At 40.2% G+C, this 20,441-nt stretch carries 20 protein-coding genes and 1 pseudogene; 10 read left to right on the top strand and 11 right to left on the bottom strand.

What is annotated here, in order from left to right:
• Positions 1 to 329: 329 nt before the first annotated feature.
• Complete coding sequence (locus H8796_RS23205; RefSeq protein ID WP_117937396.1) at positions 330 to 758, bottom strand: hypothetical protein; 429 nt, start codon at positions 756 to 758, stop codon at positions 330 to 332.
• Positions 759 to 1,490: 732 nt separating this feature from the next.
• A complete protein-coding gene (locus H8796_RS23200) occupies positions 1,491 to 1,898 on the bottom strand; it encodes a hypothetical protein (RefSeq protein WP_004304410.1) in 408 nt (135 codons plus the stop codon).
• A gap of 193 nt (positions 1,899 to 2,091) precedes the next feature.
• On the opposite strand from H8796_RS23200, the gene H8796_RS23195 reads away from it, so the two are divergent.
• The gene (locus H8796_RS23195) at positions 2,092 to 2,280 is read left to right on the top strand and encodes a hypothetical protein (protein WP_147340116.1); all 189 of its coding nucleotides are present in this window, start codon (positions 2,092 to 2,094) and stop codon (positions 2,278 to 2,280) included.
• Positions 2,220 to 2,363, top strand: a pseudogene (locus tag H8796_RS23190) (ATPase); the annotation flags it as partial. The gene H8796_RS23195 and the pseudogene H8796_RS23190, both read left to right, overlap by 61 nt.
• 80 nt (positions 2,364 to 2,443) lie before the next feature.
• Here the strand turns inward: H8796_RS23190 and H8796_RS23185 are convergent.
• Complete coding sequence (locus H8796_RS23185) at positions 2,444 to 2,698, bottom strand: type B 50S ribosomal protein L31 (RefSeq protein WP_004300906.1); 255 nt, start codon at positions 2,696 to 2,698, stop codon at positions 2,444 to 2,446.
• Positions 2,699 to 3,121: 423 nt separating this feature from the next.
• Between H8796_RS23185 and H8796_RS23180 the strand changes: the two genes are divergently transcribed.
• Positions 3,122 to 4,126 (top strand): class II fructose-bisphosphate aldolase, encoded by a 1,005-nt coding sequence (locus tag H8796_RS23180; RefSeq protein WP_008648889.1) that lies wholly within the window; start codon positions 3,122 to 3,124, stop codon positions 4,124 to 4,126.
• Positions 4,127 to 4,217: 91 nt separating this feature from the next.
• Here H8796_RS23180 and H8796_RS23175 read toward each other — a convergent pair whose 3' ends face one another.
• The 7 genes from H8796_RS23175 to H8796_RS23145 form a co-directional block, all read right to left on the bottom strand.
• Positions 4,218 to 5,558, bottom strand: a complete 1,341-nt coding sequence (locus H8796_RS23175; protein ID WP_117937397.1) for a lipopolysaccharide assembly protein LapB — start codon at positions 5,556 to 5,558, stop codon at positions 4,218 to 4,220.
• A gap of 305 nt (positions 5,559 to 5,863) precedes the next feature.
• Positions 5,864 to 7,024, bottom strand: a complete 1,161-nt coding sequence (locus tag H8796_RS23170) for a sodium ion-translocating decarboxylase subunit beta (protein ID WP_117937399.1) — start codon at positions 7,022 to 7,024, stop codon at positions 5,864 to 5,866.
• Between the two features lies 1 nt (position 7,025).
• Positions 7,026 to 7,457 carry a biotin/lipoyl-containing protein gene (locus tag H8796_RS23165; protein WP_008999804.1) on the bottom strand — a complete coding sequence of 144 codons (432 nt, stop codon included), beginning with the start codon at positions 7,455 to 7,457 and terminating at the stop codon, positions 7,026 to 7,028.
• Between the two features lie 23 nt (positions 7,458 to 7,480).
• On the bottom strand, positions 7,481 to 8,401 hold the full coding sequence (locus H8796_RS23160) for an OadG family transporter subunit (RefSeq protein ID WP_008999805.1): 921 nt from the start codon (positions 8,399 to 8,401) through the stop codon (positions 7,481 to 7,483).
• A 31-nt stretch (positions 8,402 to 8,432) separates the two neighbouring features.
• Complete coding sequence (locus H8796_RS23155; protein WP_008999806.1) at positions 8,433 to 9,986, bottom strand: acyl-CoA carboxylase subunit beta; 1,554 nt, start codon at positions 9,984 to 9,986, stop codon at positions 8,433 to 8,435.
• A gap of 28 nt (positions 9,987 to 10,014) precedes the next feature.
• Positions 10,015 to 10,419, bottom strand: a complete 405-nt coding sequence (gene mce / locus H8796_RS23150; RefSeq protein ID WP_008999807.1) for a methylmalonyl-CoA epimerase — start codon at positions 10,417 to 10,419, stop codon at positions 10,015 to 10,017.
• A gap of 175 nt (positions 10,420 to 10,594) precedes the next feature.
• On the bottom strand, positions 10,595 to 11,593 hold the full coding sequence (locus H8796_RS23145) for a GNAT family N-acetyltransferase (protein WP_008999808.1): 999 nt from the start codon (positions 11,591 to 11,593) through the stop codon (positions 10,595 to 10,597).
• A gap of 239 nt (positions 11,594 to 11,832) precedes the next feature.
• On the opposite strand from H8796_RS23145, the gene H8796_RS23140 reads away from it, so the two are divergent.
• The 3 genes from H8796_RS23140 (at position 11,833) to H8796_RS23130 (ending at position 17,780) form a co-directional block, all read left to right on the top strand.
• A complete protein-coding gene (locus H8796_RS23140) occupies positions 11,833 to 15,072 on the top strand; it encodes a TonB-dependent receptor (protein ID WP_117971777.1) in 3,240 nt (1,079 codons plus the stop codon).
• Positions 15,073 to 15,096: 24 nt separating this feature from the next.
• Positions 15,097 to 17,118: a RagB/SusD family nutrient uptake outer membrane protein gene (locus H8796_RS23135; protein ID WP_117937403.1), complete on the top strand. Its 2,022-nt coding sequence runs from the start codon at positions 15,097 to 15,099 to the stop codon at positions 17,116 to 17,118.
• A gap of 119 nt (positions 17,119 to 17,237) precedes the next feature.
• Positions 17,238 to 17,780, top strand: a complete 543-nt coding sequence (locus H8796_RS23130; protein ID WP_117937405.1) for a carbonic anhydrase — start codon at positions 17,238 to 17,240, stop codon at positions 17,778 to 17,780.
• A gap of 65 nt (positions 17,781 to 17,845) precedes the next feature.
• Here H8796_RS23130 and H8796_RS23125 read toward each other — a convergent pair whose 3' ends face one another.
• Positions 17,846 to 18,070 carry a hypothetical protein gene (locus tag H8796_RS23125; protein WP_008999812.1) on the bottom strand — a complete coding sequence of 75 codons (225 nt, stop codon included), beginning with the start codon at positions 18,068 to 18,070 and terminating at the stop codon, positions 17,846 to 17,848.
• A 122-nt stretch (positions 18,071 to 18,192) separates the two neighbouring features.
• Here H8796_RS23125 and H8796_RS23120 point away from each other — a divergent pair, with 122 nt between their 5' ends.
• From H8796_RS23120 to H8796_RS23105, 4 genes are read left to right on the top strand one after another with little or no spacing between them, the layout of a single operon-like run.
• Positions 18,193 to 18,729: a nitroreductase family protein gene (locus tag H8796_RS23120; protein WP_117937407.1), complete on the top strand. Its 537-nt coding sequence runs from the start codon at positions 18,193 to 18,195 to the stop codon at positions 18,727 to 18,729.
• 2 nt (positions 18,730 to 18,731) lie between these two features.
• The gene (locus tag H8796_RS23115; protein WP_004300874.1) at positions 18,732 to 19,067 is read left to right on the top strand and encodes a hypothetical protein; all 336 of its coding nucleotides are present in this window, start codon (positions 18,732 to 18,734) and stop codon (positions 19,065 to 19,067) included.
• Between the two features lie 7 nt (positions 19,068 to 19,074).
• Positions 19,075 to 19,869, top strand: a complete 795-nt coding sequence (locus H8796_RS23110) for a Rossmann-like and DUF2520 domain-containing protein (protein WP_008999814.1) — start codon at positions 19,075 to 19,077, stop codon at positions 19,867 to 19,869.
• Positions 19,850 to 20,371 (top strand): HAD family hydrolase, encoded by a 522-nt coding sequence (locus H8796_RS23105; RefSeq protein ID WP_004304399.1) that lies wholly within the window; start codon positions 19,850 to 19,852, stop codon positions 20,369 to 20,371. Before H8796_RS23110 ends, H8796_RS23105 begins: the two co-directional genes overlap by 20 nt.
• The last annotated feature ends 70 nt before the right edge of the window (positions 20,372 to 20,441 follow it).

The following is a 20,441-nucleotide window of genomic DNA, read 5'->3' as shown; positions in this document are numbered from 1 at the left end:
TAGCGAATAATATACTAAAACAACTCCTGTTTATTTATGTTCAATATTCCTATCTTTTCATATCCTGCCTCTTAACCTTTATATGGAACACACAAAAAAAACGGGAACTTTACGAGTTCACCACAGAGGACACAGAGTTCTTCTCTCTCTTTCCGTAAGCAAAACAGAGCGATAAATACGATTACTCTGTATTACTTTATAGTGAATAAAAAATAGTTAACCTCTGTGTCCTCCGTGTCCTCTGTGGTAAAAACCGTGCAATAATGTGCCAATATGCTAATTGTTTACGTTGTGTCTCACATGGTAATTGGTACACTGATAATTATTCACTATTGGAACTTTTTGCGTAGTCTTTTTATCCAACTGTCGCTATGTATAACATTATTATTCTCTCCAATCGCTTTTTTTAAATCCCGGATCCGTTCGTTTTGTCTTTTCATTGCTGCCTGTATTTCGTTTATCAACGTATTTATTTCCTTCTGCAGCTGAATTTCCTTTTCTTTCAATTGAATAATGTGGGCGTATTTCTCGCAGACCATCGTTTTGTCTATACACAGTTGTTCCAGCGTATCAATATATTCTGCTGTAATGCCGGCTTTACTTCGGCGAAAGAGTTCCAGAATACATTCTTCGTCAACGTTCGGAACATTGTCTATGTATAACATAGGGAATTGTCCCATTTCCACCCAAAGCAGGATCGCTTCTTTTTCGATGTGATACTTAATCACTGCTTTTTCTACACTAATCCATTTTGGCATATTGCTTTTGTTTTAATGTGTTATAAAAAAGGAGTAAATAACGTATTGTTTGGAGAGGTGCAACGAACACCCACGATTTTTATGATTTCGGTCGGCTGGGGAATTGGTTGGGGTATAAGGATTGTTGAAACCGACCGGATACAATAAAAGCGTGAGTGCTGTTGTACCATTATCTAAACTTAAGGCTTAGCAACACCCTTCACCAGATAATGATAAACAACAGACACCCACGCCAAACGTTTATATATAACAAATCTCTAATCGATATGTTGATATACGACTATCTACGTGGAGTATCTGTTGTATCATCTCTCGGTGTGAAAAAACTGCTAATTTTTAAGTTTGAGAGACAATACGTTATTTACTCCATTAAGGAATAAAAAACGCTTTTGCCTGTTTCATCACGCTGATGGGCAGAAAGCGTATGACAAAGATATATGTTTTTTTCGGAATAGGATGGAAAAGAGGAAATAAATGCAGGAAATATGGTATGAGAATAGAGAGTATGGTATAAAGATGGTAAATATGCTATACGGGTGGCAAATATAATGTGATGATAAAAAGGAGGGAGCCAAAAGTAAAACCATCTATTAGATTGATATTATTTAGGTACGGATTACACGGATTTCGCGGTTTTAGTCTAATGGAACCGTGAAACCCGTCTAATCCGTGCCTAAATGAAAGCCATAAAAGTCTTTTGACCTCGTATTGTCTTTCCGTGCAATTCTTTTTTTAGCTGCGATTTCTTTTGGGCTTTCCGGAGAAGATAGTCAGTTCAAGAATTGCAAAGATGATTTCCGTTGTGGTATATCCGGTAAATGTATATTCCAAATTTTCATTTTCGGAGAAGTATTTGAGATAAACGGTTGGAGTGCCATTGTGGAAGTCGAGAAAAAGATAAGAAGTATAATCATAGATGCCAAGATCGGCAAACTCGTTCAGAATCGCAGTGTTGAAAATCGTGCATTGGCCTGTCTTTGATTCATTTCCGGACATTTCGAATCTGCGATGTTCTTTTGCGAGATCGTCTTTATTCACATGTCTGAATTGTTCTTGCAGCTCTTTACTGAAAGAAAGGCGTTGTCTGATGAAATTAAAAACTTCTTCCTTTGTCATTTGTTTTAAATCGGTTATTTCCATTTTTTATTAATTAGTCGGGTAAAGGTACTTTCTTTATTTGGTAATAAATCGGATTTAGTCATATTTCTTTTATTTATTTTTCGGCTTGTAACCCTAAAAGAATCTGAATTTATGGATTTATTTAGGGTTATAACCCTAAAAACTTTCCGGAAATAGTCTATTTTTATGCTTATAATCCTAAAAACTTTTGGATATGATTAATCGTGAACAGTATAGTATATGGAACAAATCGTTCCTTTTTATAGATAAGCTGTTTGTAAAAGTGATAATGGGTATTCGTCGCAGTGGAACGTCGGTAGTGCTGCGTCTGATTCGTGATGAACTGTTGAGAGGGAGTTTGCTCCTTTGCTCGCTATTAACGACCATTATCCTAAATATGTAGTTAGCATGGACAGCTTGTGGCAGGATAATGTGGAGGGTGTAAGACATCGTCATATAGCCGATTTCTTGTTGGATGATGCTTGACGCTAAGGAATATAGAAAACGAAAAAGAGGAAATTCTCTGCGAGAATCTCCTCTTTTTTCATCTTTCACGAAAGATCGAATTATTTCTTCTTACGGTCACCGTAACGGCTCATGAACTTATCAACACGGCCTGCAGTATCTACCAATGTAGATTTACCTGTATAGAACGGGTGAGAAGTGTTTGAGATTTCAATCTTCAGCAACGGATAAGTTTCACCTTCGAATTCGATGGTTTCTTTAGTTGCTACAGTTGATCTAGACAAAAACATGTCACCATTTGACATATCTTTAAATACTACCGGACGGTATGATTCTGGATGAAGGCCTTTTTTCATTTCAGTATCTGTTTTTTTAATTTATATTCTGTTACTATTTTGGTAAGAAATAGTGTAATGGTCATTTTTCAGAGCGCAAAGATAATGCTTTTCTGTGAAATAGAAAAAGGTTTTCTAAAATTTCTGATTTCTAATTTATGATTTCTGATTTGCTATGCAGATTTTGGTGATTAAATGAATGAAAAATGAGGTATAAATAAGGAGATATAAATCTGAAGGCATAAATCAGAATTCAGAAATCATAAATCCCAAAGTTTGCAAGGTGGACATTACAATCTAATGTCACACTCGTATTCCTGCTAAATTTTGCTGTCTGATTTAAACCTTTTTCTACTATATTTTTCTTTCCGATGTTCGTTATTCGATGGATAATGCTTACTTTTGCGTAGAATTTTTATTCACTAACAATAAACTTTAAACAAAATGGTAAATTACAAAGATTTAGGATTGGTAAACACAAGAGAAATGTTTGCTAAGGCTATCAAAGGTGGATATGCTATCCCAGCATTCAACTTCAACAATATGGAACAAATGCAGGCTATCATCAAGGCTGCTGTTGAAACTAAATCTCCTGTGATTCTTCAGGTTTCTAAAGGTGCTCGTCAGTATGCTAACGCTACTTTGTTGCGTTACATGGCACAGGGTGCTGTAGAATATGCTAAAGAATTAGGCTGCGCACATCCGGAAATCGTTCTTCACCTTGACCACGGAGATACATTCGAAACTTGCAAATCTTGTATCGATTCAGGTTTCTCTTCAGTAATGATCGATGGTTCTCACCTTCCTTACGAAGAAAACGTAGCATTGACAAAGAAAGTTGTTGAATACGCTCACCAGTTCGATGTAACTGTAGAAGGTGAACTTGGCGTATTGGCTGGTGTAGAAGATGAAGTTTCTGCTGACCACCACACATATACTGACCCTGAAGAAGTAATCGACTTCGCTACTCGCACTGGTTGCGACTCTTTGGCTATCTCAATCGGTACTTCTCACGGTGCTTACAAGTTTACTCCGGAACAATGTCACATCGACCCGGTTACAGGCGTAATGGTTCCTCCTCCATTGGCATTCGAAGTATTGGACGCTGTAATGGAAAAACTTCCGGGATTCCCTATCGTTCTTCACGGTTCATCTTCTGTTCCACAGGAAGAAGTGGCAACTATCAACCAATACGGTGGCGCATTGAAAGCTGCTATCGGTATTCCCGAAGAATGGTTGCGTAAGGCTGCTAAGTCTGCTGTTTGTAAAATCAACATCGACTCTGACTCACGTCTGGCTATGACTGCTGCTATCCGTAAGACTTTCGCTGAAAAACCAGCTGAATTCGACCCACGTAAGTATCTTGGCCCGGCTCGTGACAACATGGAAAAACTGTACAAGCACAAAATCATCAACGTGCTCGGTTCTGACAACAAATTGGCACAGTAATAATCTCCGGATTATTCCATAAATAAAAGAAAGAGGCTGCTCCGGTTTGAACATCGGTAGCAGCCTTTTTTGTCTCTTTACAGTTCTATCCCTATTTATCTTTCTTTGGGAGAGGGGGCTGGGGAGCGGAATTTTGAAAGAAGTCTTCTATTTTTTGTTTACTTTGAATATCTTTCAGCCAGTTGGCGGCAGCATTGTAATAATTGGATTTTCCTAGAATGAGTTCGCCTCTCTCGTTCATTTCCGCTTCTTCTTTATCGTCTTTGGGGCGTGTTTTTAGGAACGCTTCCAGGCAGCGTTCCGCATTTTTTTTGTCTTTTAAGTCATAGAAGTATATGTAGGCCATGTCATATAATAATTTGTGGTTTTGTTTGTCATACTGTTGATAGCGTTTTTTGATGGATGCAATCTGTTCTTTGTACATTTGTGCCATCTTGTAACAGTCGGTCATCCCGATATAGAGCCGGGTCATACTGCTGTCTTTGGGAATGGATAGATCAATGGCTTTTTCCAAATAGTCTACGCCCTCTTTTTTCCAGGAAGTTTTGGAACAGGCACGGCCAAGGTAATAAAGGAGATTGATATTGTTGGGATCATATTTGCGGGCGACTTCCAAGAAATCATGAGCTTCATAATACTTCTCTGCTGCATAGTAACTAATGCCTAAATAATAACAAGTATGAAAAGAACTGTCCCCTTGACTGACAAGATATTCATAACGCCGGATGGCAGTGGGGTAGTCTTGTTTCAAGCAGTACGCTAAAGCGTTCTGCCGGTTGACGGAAATATTGGTACTGTCAATCTGCCGGTATTTTTCTGTAGCTTCGATGGCTTCGTCGAAATAAGAACCGGATATATTTAGAGCACCTAGTTTGCTGGCTGCCAGATAATCGTCGGGATATTTAGCCTGGATATTGTAATAGCAACCTGCGGCGGGAAGAAGTTCGCCCATTCCTTCAAAACTTTGTGCCTGTAGATGCAGGGCAATGGCGGAACTGTCTTTTTCCGTCATCAGGCTGCTTTCACCAAGCGCCTCCCTAAACTTCTGCTGGGATAGAAGCAAACTGATATATTGAATACGTGCATATTTGTTTTCCGGATTCAGATCGAGTGCATGTTCATAATATTTCAGGGCTTGATTATAGTTAGCTAATGTCCGGCAACATTCGGCTGCTTCGATGAAAGCACGAGTATTTGTGGTATCATTACGGATAATTTCCTGATAGGTGGCAAGTGCCTCTGTGGTGAGCCCTAGTCCGCGCAATGCTTTGCCTTTCTGCAATAGCAGGGGAGGGGTGGATTTCTTTTGGGCAATGAGGGAAAGGGCAGTCTCATAGTCATAATTTGCCATGGCTTCTTGAATAGGGTCTGTATGTTGCGCTATTAAAGGAATAGTATAGCAAAGAAAGAATAGAATGATAATCCGTTTCATAATATTTTATTTTAGTTGTTTGACTTATCTGTTGCAAGTTACTAAAAATATTATAATTACGAATTGTTCGTAGGTTGTTTTAGATAGATTAACGAAATGATAAGAGAAGATAACACAACGGAACGCGATACGATGTATACGCCAGAGCAAATGTAATATTTTTTAGGCGGCAAGTTCTTACAATAAAAAATCACCTTTACTACAATGATGCAGTAAAGGTGATTTTATAAATTCAAGGCTTTTAGGATAATCTTATTTTTTGTTTTAAGAACTGTTCAAACAAGCGTCCTCTCTTGCCTTATATCTTACATCAAGAATCCAAGCAGGATACCGGCAGCAACAGCTGAACCGATCACTCCGGCAACGTTCGGACCCATAGCGTGCATCAGCAAATAGTTGGTCGAATCGTATTCCAAACCAATCACTTGTGAGATACGTGCAGAGTCGGGAACAGCAGAAACACCTGCATTACCGATCAACGGATTGATCTTATTACCCTTCTTCAGGAAGATATTGAAGATCTTAACGAAGATGACACCGGATGCCGTTGCAATGATGAACGATAATGCACCAAGGGCAAAAATCTTGATAGAGTCAAGCGTCAGGAATTCGGATGCTTGTGTAGAAGCACCTACTGTCAGACCCAACAGGATAGTGATGGTATCAATCAACGGACCGCTGGCTGTATTAGCCAAACGACGGGTTACACCACTTTCTTTCAACAGGTTACCGAAGAACAGCATACCCAGCAAAGGCAGACCGGAAGGAACCAGGAAGCAAGTCAGCAACAAACCGATGATCGGGAAAATCACCTTCTCCGTGTGAGAAACTGCACGCGGCGGTTTCATACGGATGACGCGTTCGCTTTTGGTGGTGAGCAGACGCATGATAGGCGGCTGTATCACCGGAACTAACGCCATGTAGGAGTAGGCGGACACCGCAATGGCTCCCATTAGGTTAGGTGCTAGCTTGGAGGAAAGGAAGATGGCTGTCGGACCGTCTGCTCCACCAATGATACCGATAGCACCGGCTTGCATCGGGTCGAAACCCATTTCCAATGCGATCATGTATGCACCGAAGATACCGAACTGTGCAGCTGCACCGATCAACATCAATTTCGGGTTGGAGATAAGTGCCGAGAAGTCCGTCATGGCTCCGATGCCCAAGAAGATGAGCGGCGGGTACCAGCCGGAGGTCACTCCCTGATACAGGATATTCAATACAGAACCTTCTTCATAGATGCCGACTTTCAATCCCGCATCCATATTAAAAGGTATATTACCGATCAATATACCGAAACCGATAGGAATCAGCAACATCGGTTCGAACTCTTTGGCTACTGCCAAATAGATGAACCCCAAACCCACAAGAATCATAACGATGTGCCCTACAGTAGCATTTGCAAAGCCCGTATATGTCCAGAAGTCGGCGAGGTTATTTCCTAAAAAGTTTATAAAATCTCCCATATTATTCAATAATTACGAGGTCATTACCTTCAAGAACAGAGTCACCTTTGTTTACGTTGATGGCAGTAATCTTACCGTCTTTATCCGCATTGATATTGTTTTCCATCTTCATGGCTTCCAATATAATGATAGTCTGGCCTTTCTTTACAGTATCGCCTACATTTACTTTGATGTCGAGGATAACGCCCGGCAGCGGAGATTTCACTCCCGATTTTCCGGTAGATGGAGCAGCTGGTTTCACTACTTGAGTAGGAGCAGTAGGAGCATTAGGCATAGGACGCACTGTTACTGGTTTCGGAGCCACTTTAGGCTGTTTCTCCATTTCCACTTTATAATGTGTACCGTTCACTTCTACATGAGCGATATTATCTTCAATATCTCCGATGGTTACTTTATATGAGTTACCGTTGATTTTATATTTATATTCTTTCATCGTTTTACTTTTTAAAAGGTGACTTACTTTCTAGGAGGAGTTTCACGCAAGGTGTAAATCTTCGAACTCCACGGTGAGTAGCTACGTTTTACACGAGTGATGGTCAGTACCGTTTCTTCTACGTCGTGCACTTCATCCTGCATTTCGTGCAATGCCATAGAAATAGCAGCATAAACTTCGCCCGGAGCCTGTGACAGCTCTTTCGCTTCTTGTTTGTCGATGCCTTTGGATTTCATGGCGTTACGTTTGCTCAAGTTGACTGCAACTCTGCCTACAACCTTGAAGGAAATATAAAGAAGAATCAATCCGACAAATACTACACTCATGGCAGAAATAGACATACCGATACCTACCGCATCATGTTCTTCGAAGTTTTCCATCTTGGCATTGCTGTCAAGAGTCTGGTTGTTGGTGCTCGGAGTGACGTATTTGTCACTGCTTCCACCTTTTACTTCCCAGTTTACCGCTCCGTCGCTTACGCGAGCGTATGATTGGTCGGGACCAAGAGCGCCTGCCGGCACTACAATCTGGTCAAGCAGATTTCTGCCGGAGTCGTACAAGCCAATCCAGTTGGCTGTTTCCGGATTCAACTTGCAACTTGTGTGAAAAGTACCGCGGTTAGGCTCGCCGTCTGCCCAGAACAGGGCATGTTGACGTGGTTTCACTAACGTTAGTACGTCACCTTTCGGAATAAAATAAGTAACTGTATCGCCTGGTTGGTTGCTTACTTTCAGCAAGCAAGCTGCCAGATCGGCGCTACCGAATGATTTATTGAATATTTCAATCCATGCACTGTGCAATCCGTAGTCGTCCTGAAAGTTACTCTGATTGTCTATCAGGATTTCATTCAGCACCAACTTGTTGTTAGACTTTTTCTCTCCACAAGAAGTCAGCCCAATCAGCAATAGCAAAGAAAGGAATATTCCGATTTTGGTTTTGTTCATAATCGTTCTTGTTTTAATGTGAAAAGTTGGATTACAACGGAATATTACCATGCTTCTTAGCCGGATTACTCAATTTCTTAGTCTGTAACTGCTGCAAAGCGCGGATCACGCGGAAACGTGTGTTGCGCGGTTCAATCACATCGTCAATGTAGCCGTATTTAGCTGCATTGTAAGGATTGGCAAACAGTTTCGTGTATTCTGCTTCTTTTTCAGCAAGGAATTGAGCAGGATTTTCCTGATCTTTAGCCTCGCGTGCGTACAATACTTCTACTGCTCCGGCACCACCCATTACTGCAATTTCGGCAGTAGGCCATGCATAGTTCATGTCACCGCGAAGTTGCTTACAGCTCATCACAATGTGAGAACCTCCGTAAGATTTACGCAATGTGATCGTAACCTTAGGCACAGTAGCTTCACCGTAAGCATACAGCAATTTAGCTCCATGAAGGATAACACCGTTATATTCCTGACCTGTTCCCGGAAGGAATCCCGGTACGTCTACCAACGATACGATAGGAATATTGAATGCATCGCAGAAACGCACGAAACGTGCACCCTTGCGAGATGCGTTGCTATCGAGCACACCTGCCAAGTATTTAGGCTGGTTAGCAACGATACCTACTGACTGTCCGTTGAAACGGGCAAAACCAATGATGATATTCTTTGCATAATCTTTTTGGATTTCAAGGAATTCACCGTTGTCCACGATAGCGCCGATTACTTCGTACATATCATACGGTTTAGTTGGGCTGTCGGGGATAATATCGTTCAAAGAGTCTTCCAAACGGTCGATTGGATCTACACAATCTACATAAGGGGCTTCTTCAAGGTTGTTTTGAGGAATATAGCTTAACAGTTTGCGAATCAGGGCGAAACCTTCTTCTTCTGTTTTAGCGGTGAAATGAGTCACACCTGATTTAGTGGAGTGAACGCTTGCGCCACCGAGGTTTTCCTGGCTAACGTCTTCACCTGTTACGGTTTTTACAACTTTCGGTCCGGTAAGGAACATATAAGAAGTACCTTCCATCATCAGCGTGAAGTCGGTCAGAGCCGGAGAATAAACAGCACCACCGGCACAAGGACCGAAGATACCTGAAATCTGTGGGATAACACCGGAAGCAAGGATATTGCGTTGGAAGATTTCTGCATAACCGGCCAAAGCATTGATACCTTCCTGGATACGTGCACCACCCGAGTCGTTGATACCAATGCAGGGAGCACCCATCTTCATTGCCTGATCCATGATTTTACAAATCTTCAGTGACATTGTTTCTGACAGTGATCCGGCAGAAACGGTGAAGTCCTGTGCGAACACATATACCAGACGTCCTTCGATTGTACCGCAACCGGTTACTACACCGTCGCCTGGATAATGTTTCTTATCCATACCGAAGTTCGTGCATCTGTGCTCAACGAACATGTCCATTTCTTCGAAGCTACCCTCGTCAAGCAGCATAGCCAGGCGCTCGCGTGCTGTGTATTTCCCTTTTTCGTGTTGCTTCGCAATTGCTTTTTCACCGCCTCCGATACGTGCTACGGCACGGCGTTCAATAAGCTCTTTAATTTTTTCAAGTTGATTACTCATGAGTTCTTGTTGGTTTTAGAGTTTATGATTAATGTTCGCAGAGTTCTGTCAACACGCCCAGAGTTGATTTCGGGTGAAGGAAAGCGATACTTAAACCTTCAGCACCTTTGCGGGGAGCTTTGTCGATAAGGCGGATTTCTTTGCTTTCTGCTTCTGCCAAAGCATTAGCTACGCCATCTTCTACAGCAAATGCAACGTGGTGAACACCTGCACCTTTGTTTTCAATAAATTTGGCAATGGTACTTTCAGGGCAAGTCGGCTCCAACAGTTCGATTTTGGTTTCGCCTACTTTTAAAAAAGCGGTTCTTACTTTCTGATCTTCCACTGTTTCAATGTTGTAACACTTCAGACCTAATACATTTTCGTAGTAAGGAAGGGCTTCTTCAATGCTTTTTACAGCAATGCCCAGATGTTCAATGTGTGAAATCTTCATAACTATACTTTTTTTATTTGGTTTTAAATCTGTGCTTATAAGGCATAAAACAGCACAAAGAAAGACAATTCTTACCTAATAAAGAAATATTTCTGCATTTAATTGTTGGGTAATAAAGCAGAAAAAATGGTGGGAAAGGAACATAAAGAGTCATTTTGTAATCTTGAGATTACATTTAGATATAAAATTTGACTAGAAGTTTGTTCAACCAACTCCAACTGACGCGGAACCAGCGGCGAGTACTGCTTTGTTTTCCTCCGAAACGGAGAACGAAATCACGATAGCCGTGTCTGCGGAATGGAAGTCCCACATCCATAAATTCCATGTGGCGGAATCCCCGTTGGTGCGCATCTTCCAATGCTTTCCAAACGGCCAACACGCCCGGATATTGAAGTGCATACGTCTTTCTCATACCTCCTGAAAACCAGAGGTATGCATCGTCTCCCGAATAGATGCAGACGGAACCGCCGATGATCTTCTCTTTATATTTTACAACGAATATTTTTGCCTGTTTTCCCTTGATTAACATGTTGTTCATGTGGCGGAAGAAATCGTTGGCAGGAAAATATCTGCGTATGCGGGAGGAATAGACTTTGTGCAGCATCCGTGAGAAGTCGCGTATTTCTTCCACTGTATGTGCTTCCTCTACTCTGGCTCCATTTTTGAGTCCTTTTTTGATCTGCCGAATGCGTGACGGACTGAACCGGTCTTCCACTTTTTTCATACTGTGTAACGAATTGCGTACCCGCAACCAGTTGACAGGGAAATAATCGTTGGCTCTGAAAACCCGGTAACCGAACATCGAATTGTTCAGGTTTCGGAATTCGATCAGGACACAGCTGCGCGATGCTTCCTGCGTGAGATGTTCAAGCATATCCCCAAAGACTTCTTCTGCTTTCTCTTTATTGGCAGAAAGGGATTCGTCTAGAAATTCACCTTCGCTATATACTACACAATGTTTCACTAAAGAGGAAGGGAGCCACTTCTTTGCTTTGCGGATAGCGGCTAGCAGGCGTGCTACCGGTCTGCCGTCTTCCGTTGCTACTATTAATAAAGGAGTATATCCAGGAGTTGCTTCATAAATCTGAAATAACTCTTTGGAATGGAAGGTATTTTTTCCCGGCAATTCAGGAATATCCTTCCCTTGATAATATGTCGTTAGTTTAAGTGGCATCTAGGTACAAATTTACACTTTTTATTCTTTATTCAACAACAAAACAAAGAATTTGTTGGAGATGCTTGAAGTAAAGTACTGTTTATCTTTGCGGATTTATTGGAAAAAATGTATCTTTTAAGAGAAAAATGGTATGAAAAGTGAGTACGTGTATAAATTATGTTCGTCTATATATAAGATTATAATCGAATAGCTTTTGCAAAACAACGAGAATTAATATTAACTTTAAATTAGAACGAATGAGATACAATGCATTTGTTGAAGCATGGAAGAATCATCATAGACGCGCTTCCATGATTTTAGGGTTGTCTTTATTGTCTGCCCCTCTGTCATATTCTGTTTATGCAGAAGATGGAGTATCTAATACTATGGTGCAAGTTGTCACACAAACGAAGACAGTGAAAGGAACTGTCATTGATGAAAGCGGGGAGCCGCTGATTGGCGTTTCTATTGTTGTGAAAGGAACAAGTACAGGTACGATTACTGATTTTAACGGTAATTTCTCTATCAATCTTTCGGCGGGAAGAAAAGAACTGGTCATTTCCTATATCGGTTACAAAGAACAAACTGTGACAGTGGCGGGGAATGGACCGGTCAATGTGAAAATGATTTCGGATACGCAGGCATTGGATGAAGTAGTGGTTGTGGGTTATGGTACGATGAAGAAACGTGATTTGACAGGAGCTATCACTTCTGTAAAAAGTGAAGATGTAGTGATGAATCCGAGTTCAAATCCGATGCAGGCTTTACAAGGTAAGGTGGCAGGATTGGATATTACGCGTGAATCGGGACAGGCCGGTTCGGGAGTAAAGATGCAGTTGCGTGGTAACCGGTCATTCCAGAAAGATTCTGGAAATCCTTTATTTATAATTGATGGTATGCCGGGGGATTATTCTACATTGAATCCTAATGATATTGAAAGTATTGAAGTTTTAAAAGATGCTTCCTCAACGGCTATTTATGGTTCGAGTGGTGCAAATGGTGTTATTTTAATTACTACAAAAGGCGGTAAGGAAGGTAAAGCTATTGTTAATTTCAATGCGTATGTAGGTGTAAACGGCTGGTCAAGAACGCCGGAGATGCGTAGTGGAGAGAGCTATATACAGACATTGAGAGATGCATCTATTGGTGCCGGTGATGGGCGTTGGAGTTCAGTTGATGATGATAAAAATCTGTTTACTACTGATGCTGAATGGAATGCACATCAAAATGGTCAGTATATAGACTGGGTGGATGCCTTGTTGAAAACCAGTGTAACACAGAATTACTCTGTCTCTGTAGCTGGTGGAACGGAAAAAACAAAGGCCTATTTTTCTCTGAACTTTTCTAATGAGGATGGACAGTTTGCACAAGACAGCTATAAACTTTATTCATCCAAAATCCGGGTAGATCATAAGATTAAGAAGTGGATGAAGGTTGGTATTGATACTCAATTGTCTTATGTACATCAAAATAAAGCTGATTCTGATTTACAGACTTTGATGGCGTCAAATCCTCTTGGATCCTTGTATAATGAAGATGGAAGCATCAATCCGCAACCTGTCGCTGATCCTTCATCTACAGTATATAATTATCTTTTAAATGAAGATAAAAGTTTGTACCGTAATCAAGCTCAAAACCTTAAGGTCTATTTTAATCCTTATTTGGAAATTACTCCTCTTAAAGGATTGACTTTCATTACTCGTGCCGGTGCCAGTTTGGGATATTCACGTAGTAACACTTTTACAGGAGAGGGATCTGTCCAATGGTATAAGGCGAATCAAACAGCAGACGGCATTAAGGCACAGGTTAAAGACAGCCGTTCGTATAACTATAAGTGGGAAAATATACTCACTTACAATTTCCAGATTAAGAAAGTGCATGATATAACTCTTACTGCAGTTACATCTTGGAATCACAATCGTAGTGATGTTACTACCTTATATCAAAAAGGTGTTTCTGATAATAAATTCTTATGGCATAATATTCTTGATGGCAATTCCGCAACTTCGGGAAGTACTTCTTATAGTATGTCTAAGGGGATGGGATATGTTGGCCGTTTAAACTATTCATATATGGGTAGGTATTTATTTGCTGCATCTGTCCGTCATGACGGCTCTTCCAGACTGGCAGAAGGTAATAAATGGGATACTTTCCCAGCTTTTTCTTTGGGATGGAGAATTTCTGATGAAAAATTTATGGAGAGTACGACTAACTGGTTGAGTAATCTGAAAATTCGCTTCGGATATGGTGTTACGGGTAGTACAGCAGGCATTGATCCGTATTCATCTGCTGCATCATTAGATGCTACTGCTGTAAATATGATATTAGGAGGTGTTTTGACGCCGATTTATAAATTCTCACAGAATATTCCGAATTATTTGCTTACATGGGAAAAGTCGTATAACACGAATATTGGTATTGACGCTGCATTCTTAAATAATCGCATTGATGTCAGTATGGAATATTATAATACAAAAACAAAAGATGTTATATGGAACAAGGCACTTCCTGTTATTAATGGAGCATTCTCTCCGGATGGCGGACCTAAAGCGAATTATACTACTAATTTAAATATGTGTGAGACTAGCAATAAAGGTTTTGAGTTGGCTCTTAATACACGTAATATTATAACAAAAAACTTTACCTGGAGTTCAAGTGTAACTTTTAATCATAATAAAGAGAAAATAACTAAATTGTCCGGCGGAGATTCAGATGTGCTTAATAATGGTGACACCGGTTATGCATTGGCATTGGGAGAAGCCATTAATTCTTATTATCATTATAAGTTGGACGGTGTATGGCAAAAAGGTGAGGAAACTGATGCGGCGGTATTTGGTGCTGCACCTGGTGATTTGAAAATCAATATACCTAATTTAGTAAAAGAATCTGATGGTAGATTCTATAAAATAGATGAAGAAACGGGTAGTGCTGCTGTAGATGAAAATGGTAATGTTATTTATTACACTTCTGATAATAAATATACTCCAAGTGATGCGGATTATCAAATTCTGGGGCACAACTCTCCGGATTGGTCTTTAGGCTTCCAGAATAATTTTACCTGGAAAGATTTTGATTTAAGTGTATTTGTTTATGCACGTTACGGACAGATGTTTGCTTATGATATGTTGACGTCTTATGACCCGAAGGGTATACGTAACTTCCCGACCTATTTCAATTATTGGACTGAAAACAACCCCTCAAATGATTTTCCTGCTGCCAATGCTAATAAAGGTCTTGAACAATATACGGGATATTACGCATTACGCTATGTAGACGGTTCGTTTATAAAGATTAAGAACATTACATTGGGATATAGTCTGCCGAAATCTATCTTAAAATCAGCCGGTATAGAGAAATGTCGTTTCTATGCTACTATTACAAATCCGTTTGTATTTGCAAAAAGCCATTTGCTGAAAGACTATGATCCGGAAATGAATGGTTCTCTGAAGTATCCATTGACCAAACAATTTGTATTTGGTGTAAATGTTACATTCTAGTTTTTTACTAAAAAAAGTATTGAAATGAAAAGTACAATCTATAAAATAGCAGCGCTTACATTTGCTGTGGCTTCAATGTCTGCCTGCTCGCTTGATGAGTATAATCCAAGCCAAAAAACAGGAGATGAAATTCTTGCAACGTTCGATGGGCTTAAAGGGTTACAGTCTTATTGTTATTCATCACTTTACGGGCAGTTATTCAGTGTCTATGATTTCTTGTCTGTGGCTGAAGGTGGTACGGACTGCTGGATAACTCCTGCCGGTAATCCGGATTATGCCAAGCAGGTGATTTATTATGATGGTTTAGCTACGAATACAAACGCTACAAATAAATTATTCGGTCAGGCTTATTCTATGATCGGTAATTGTAATGCTGTAGTAAACAGGGCTGAACTACTAACGGATGGCAATGAAAAAGATATAACGACTTTAGTGGCTGAAGCTCGTTGTCTTCGTGCGTTTTATTATTCCATATTGGTGAATACGTATGGAAATGTAACGTTAACATTGGAAGAATCATCTCAAGATCCTATTTTGACTCCACAGCGTAACTCTATTGAAGAACTATATACGCAGATAATTGATGATTTGAAATTTGCGGCCAATAATCTTGAAGATACTCCTTATGATAATAATCGTGCGCGCGTGACTAAGAAAACCGCATTAGGACTTTTGGCTCGCGTTTATGCTCAAGGTGGCGGTGAATATGGGTTGACTGAAGAGGGAGTTTCCTATTGGCAACGTGCTAAAGAAGTGGCAGAGGATATGATTTTGGCGTATAGTGATTGTCTGTATGATGATGTGGAAGATGTTTGGGCTCCGGCAAATAATCGGAATAATAAAGAAGCTTTATTTATTGCTGCCGGTCCGGATGCCACGAATCTGGAGAATTGGAATGCTGGGACACAATGTAATAACAACTTTACTTATATGTATCCAAAGCCAAATACTCTAACTATTTATCCTACTCCGGATAATCAGAACTATTGGTATGGACGTACCAATAATAACACTCTGGCACCGTCTAAATATTTGCTGGATTGTTTTGATGCTGATTATGATAAGCGATGGGAAGTTACCTTTACAACAGCGTTTGTACAATTTTCTGCTGTACAGTCGGGAGGTAGTTATTTATTTACCAAGAAGCAGACATTGGATGATGGTACAACCCCGAAAATAGGCACCAAACATGGGGTAAATGATAATATCAGTTCATTTACAATTCTTACTCAAAATATAATTAATACTTATGGATTGGATGCAAAATTCCATAATGAGTATATTTATCCTTATGGTGATTTGAATTATGCATATTATGATGGAACTTGGGCTCCCAAAATGATAGCCAAAGTTTGGCCGAAAGGTGAAAATAGCGGTGATCCTTCCAAATTGCAGGAAGTGAAGAATCCCTATGTGATACCTTACCCTGTAGCTGAAGATGATGATAGAATTTGTTTCTACTTATCAAAGAAAAGACTTTCGGATGCAGAAAAAGCAAAACGTCGATATTATGTAATCAATATTGATGATTTGTTTGATAACGGACAATATCGTAAAACAGATATAAAAGTCACTAATGACAAAAATATGTACCCTGGTTTCAACAAATACAATTGGTTGTCGGAAGATTCATATAGTAGCAATTTGCAACGTAAGACAGGTGATGTGTTCATTATGCGTATGGCTGAAGTATATTTGATTGCAGCTGAAGCTAACCAGCAATTAGGAAATGGCGGAAAAGCGGCTGAATATTTAAATGTACTGAAAAAACGTGCTGCCCGTGATGATGCATCTTACAATGCTATGAAATTGAGTAATGCTACACAAAATGATGTCATGGACGAGTATGCTCGTGAATTATGTGGAGAATATCAACGTTGGGTGACGATGAAACGTCACAAAGATTCTTTCAAACAACGTCTTACTGTTGGTAATCCTCGTGCTGCTGAAAACTTTGATGAAAGCAAGCATTATTTACGTCCGATCTCTTTTAACTTCTTGAGTCAGATTGATAATGCAGAAGAATATGGAAACAATGGGTATTAGTACTCTTACAGATTAAATTTTAATTTTCGGAGGGGATATGTCGTGATGACATGTCCCTTTTTTATATATTTTCTATATCTTTGTGCCATCAAACAGAGCTTTATAATTTAAGCGGAACTATGGTAGAAGAAATATTAGCTTACAACAAGGAATTTGTTGAAAACAAGGGATACGAATCGTATATTACCAATAAATATCCCGATAAGAAAATAGCTATTCTTTCCTGTATGGACACCCGACTGACTGCTTTGCTTCCAGCCGCATTAGGAATTAAGAATGGCGATGTAAAAATGATAAAGAATGCAGGTGGCGTTATTTCCCATCCTTTCGGTAGCGTGATCCGGAGTTTACTCGTAGCTATCTTTGAACTGGGTGTGGAGGAGATAATGGTGATTGCTCATTCTGATTGTGGAGCTTGTCACATGCATAGTGAAACGATGCTTGAAAAGATGACGGCACGGAGGATAAATCCGGATTATATTGACATGATGCGCTTCTGCGGAGTTGATTTTCATGCTTGGCTGGATGGCTTCGAAGATACGGAAAAGTCCGTGAGGGGAACAGTCGATTTTATCGTGCGTCATCCTTTGATTCCTTCAGATGTGATAGTTTACGGATTTATTATCGATTCTACAACCGGAGAATTAACACGGATTGTATAGATAAACTATCTTTTTAATTCCTCTAAATATAGTGACGCTATCCTGTCATGATAGTGATACTATCCTTATTGTATGGTATCGCTATGTCTATAGGATAGTGACGCTATCTTGAATACAAAAAAATAAGGCAGCTTTTTATCGGCTGCCTTTATCTTTCTACGGTTATATACTTTCTTTGATTGGTGCACTCGTTTGTGACAAATAGGGTGCCCGTACATCTCAATTTCTGCCTCACGGCTAGCTTTACGATTCGCTTTAACGTAATCGTCTTGTGTAATTCGCTTTTTCATAATGAAATTATTTCTCTGTGCAAAGATACAATATATTCTTCATTTAGTATAAACTTTTATTTCCTATTACGCTCGGTTTGCATTATCTTTGCATACATTAATCAAATGAAACCGGAAATAATATGGAAAATTTCAGTGAATTGATAAAGAACCGTCGTAGTATGCGGAAGTTCACCGATGAAGAATTGACACAAGATCAGGTAGTTACATTGATGAAGGCAGCCTTGATGTCTCCCTCTTCCAAACGTAGTAATAGTTGGCAGTTTGTAGTGGTTGATGATAAAGAGATATTGAAAGAATTGTCTCATTGCAAAGAACAGGCTTCTTCGTTCATTGCCGATGCAGCTTTGGCGATTGTTGTAATGGCCGATCCGTTGGCCAGCGATGTTTGGATTGAAGACGCTTCCATTGCTTCCATCATGATACAGTTGCAGGCTGAAGATCTTGGCTTGGGAAGTTGTTGGGTGCAGGTTCGCGAACGTTTCACTGCCACCGGAATGCCTTCCGATGAATTTGTCCATGGAATTTTGGATATTCCCTTGCAACTTCAGATTCTTTCTGTCATTGCTATCGGCCATAAAGGGATGGAACGTAAACCTTTCAATGAAGAACATCTTCAATGGGAGAAAATTCATATTAATAAGTTCGGAGGAAAATAAGCATGGGAGCTGCTAAAGCGAATAATAGTAAAGATACCTATCTGGCTACTGCTGTTACCTTTATTGTAATCGGAGCACTTTTTCTGATCGATAAGCTGATTCATTTTTCTTCCATTGGGCTACCCTGGGTGATGAATAAGGACAATATGCTATTGTACGCTTCGATCTGTTTCCTTATTTTCAAACGCGATAAATCAATTGGTTTTGTGTTGCTTGGGCTTTGGCTAGTGATGAATATCGGTTTGGTCATGTCCTTATTGGGTTCGTTATCCGGATATCTGTTGCCATTGACACTGCTCATCATCGGAATCGTTTTATTCTGGTTTGCAAAACGATAAGAGAATAATGAAAAGAAGTATAGAAGATACACCGATCGTGTTTATCGGTGCAGGTAACTTGGCTACTAATCTGGCGAAAGCTCTTTATCGTAAAGGTTTCCGCATTGTACAGGTATATAGCCGGACCATGGAATCTGCCCGTACCTTAGCCGAGAAAGTAGAAGCTGAATATACAACAGATTTACAGGCAGTCTCCAAAGATGCAAAATTGTATATCGTATCAGTGAAAGATGATGCTTTAGTAGATTTGTTACCGCAGATAACAGAAGGAAAGCAAGCGTCTTTGTTAGTGCATACGGCAGGAAGCATTCCGATGAGCGTTTGGGAAGGGCATGCAGAACGTTACGGAGTATTTTATCCGATGCAGACATTCAGCAAACAACGTGAAGTTAAATTTCAGGAAGTGCCTTTCTTTGTTGAAGCGAAAAGGCCGGAAGACGTGGAATTGTTGAAGGCTGTTGCCGCCACACTTTCGGAAAAGGTCTACGAGGCTTCTTCCGAGCAACGTAAAAGCCTACATTTGGCTGCTGTTTTTATCTGTAACTTCACAAATCACATGTATGCATTAGCAGCTGATTTGCTTGAAAAATACAACTTGCCTTTCGATGTCATGCTTCCGCTGATAGATGAAACAGCACGTAAAGTACACGAATTGGCGCCACGTGATGCACAGACCGGACCCGCTGTTCGTTACGATGAGAATGTGATGAGTAATCATCTTGCCATGTTGGTAGATTCTCCGGCATTGCAGGAAATATATAAACTAATGAGCAAAAGTATCCATGAGCACCATCAATTATGATTTATCCCGTATCAAAGCTTTAGCTTTTGATGTGGACGGAGTATTGAGTTCGACTACCGTACCTTTGCATCCTTCCGGGGAACCAATGCGTACCGTGAATATCAAAGATGGGTATGCCATCCAGTTGGCTGTGAAAAAAGGACTTCACATAGCTATCATCACCGGTGGCCGGACAGAAGCGGTACGTATCCGTTTTGAGGGACTGGGAGTGAAGGATTTATACATGGGTTCTGCTGTGAAGATACACGATTATCGTGCTTTTCGTGATAAGTACGGATTGACCGATGATGAAATTCTATATATGGGTGATGACGTACCGGATATTGAAGTGATGTGTGAGTGTGGACTGCCATGCTGCCCGAAAGATGCCGTGCCGGAAGTGAAATCCGTTGCAAAGTATATTTCTTATGCAGACGGTGGTCGGGGATGCGGACGTGATGTAGTGGAGCAGGTGCTGAAAGCTCACGGTCTATGGATGGCGGAAGATGCTTTCGGCTGGTGAAATCAACTGGTGACATCAATAAAAAGTATTTTCAATCGTAAATAGTAAATCGTCAAATCGTAAATAAAAC

The organism is Bacteroides sp. M10, from assembly GCF_014334015.1.
Lineage (GTDB): Bacteria > Bacteroidota > Bacteroidia > Bacteroidales > Bacteroidaceae > Bacteroides > Bacteroides intestinigallinarum.
Note: the sequence above shows the minus strand (reverse complement) of the source record. Positions and strands in the feature narration are given on the sequence as shown.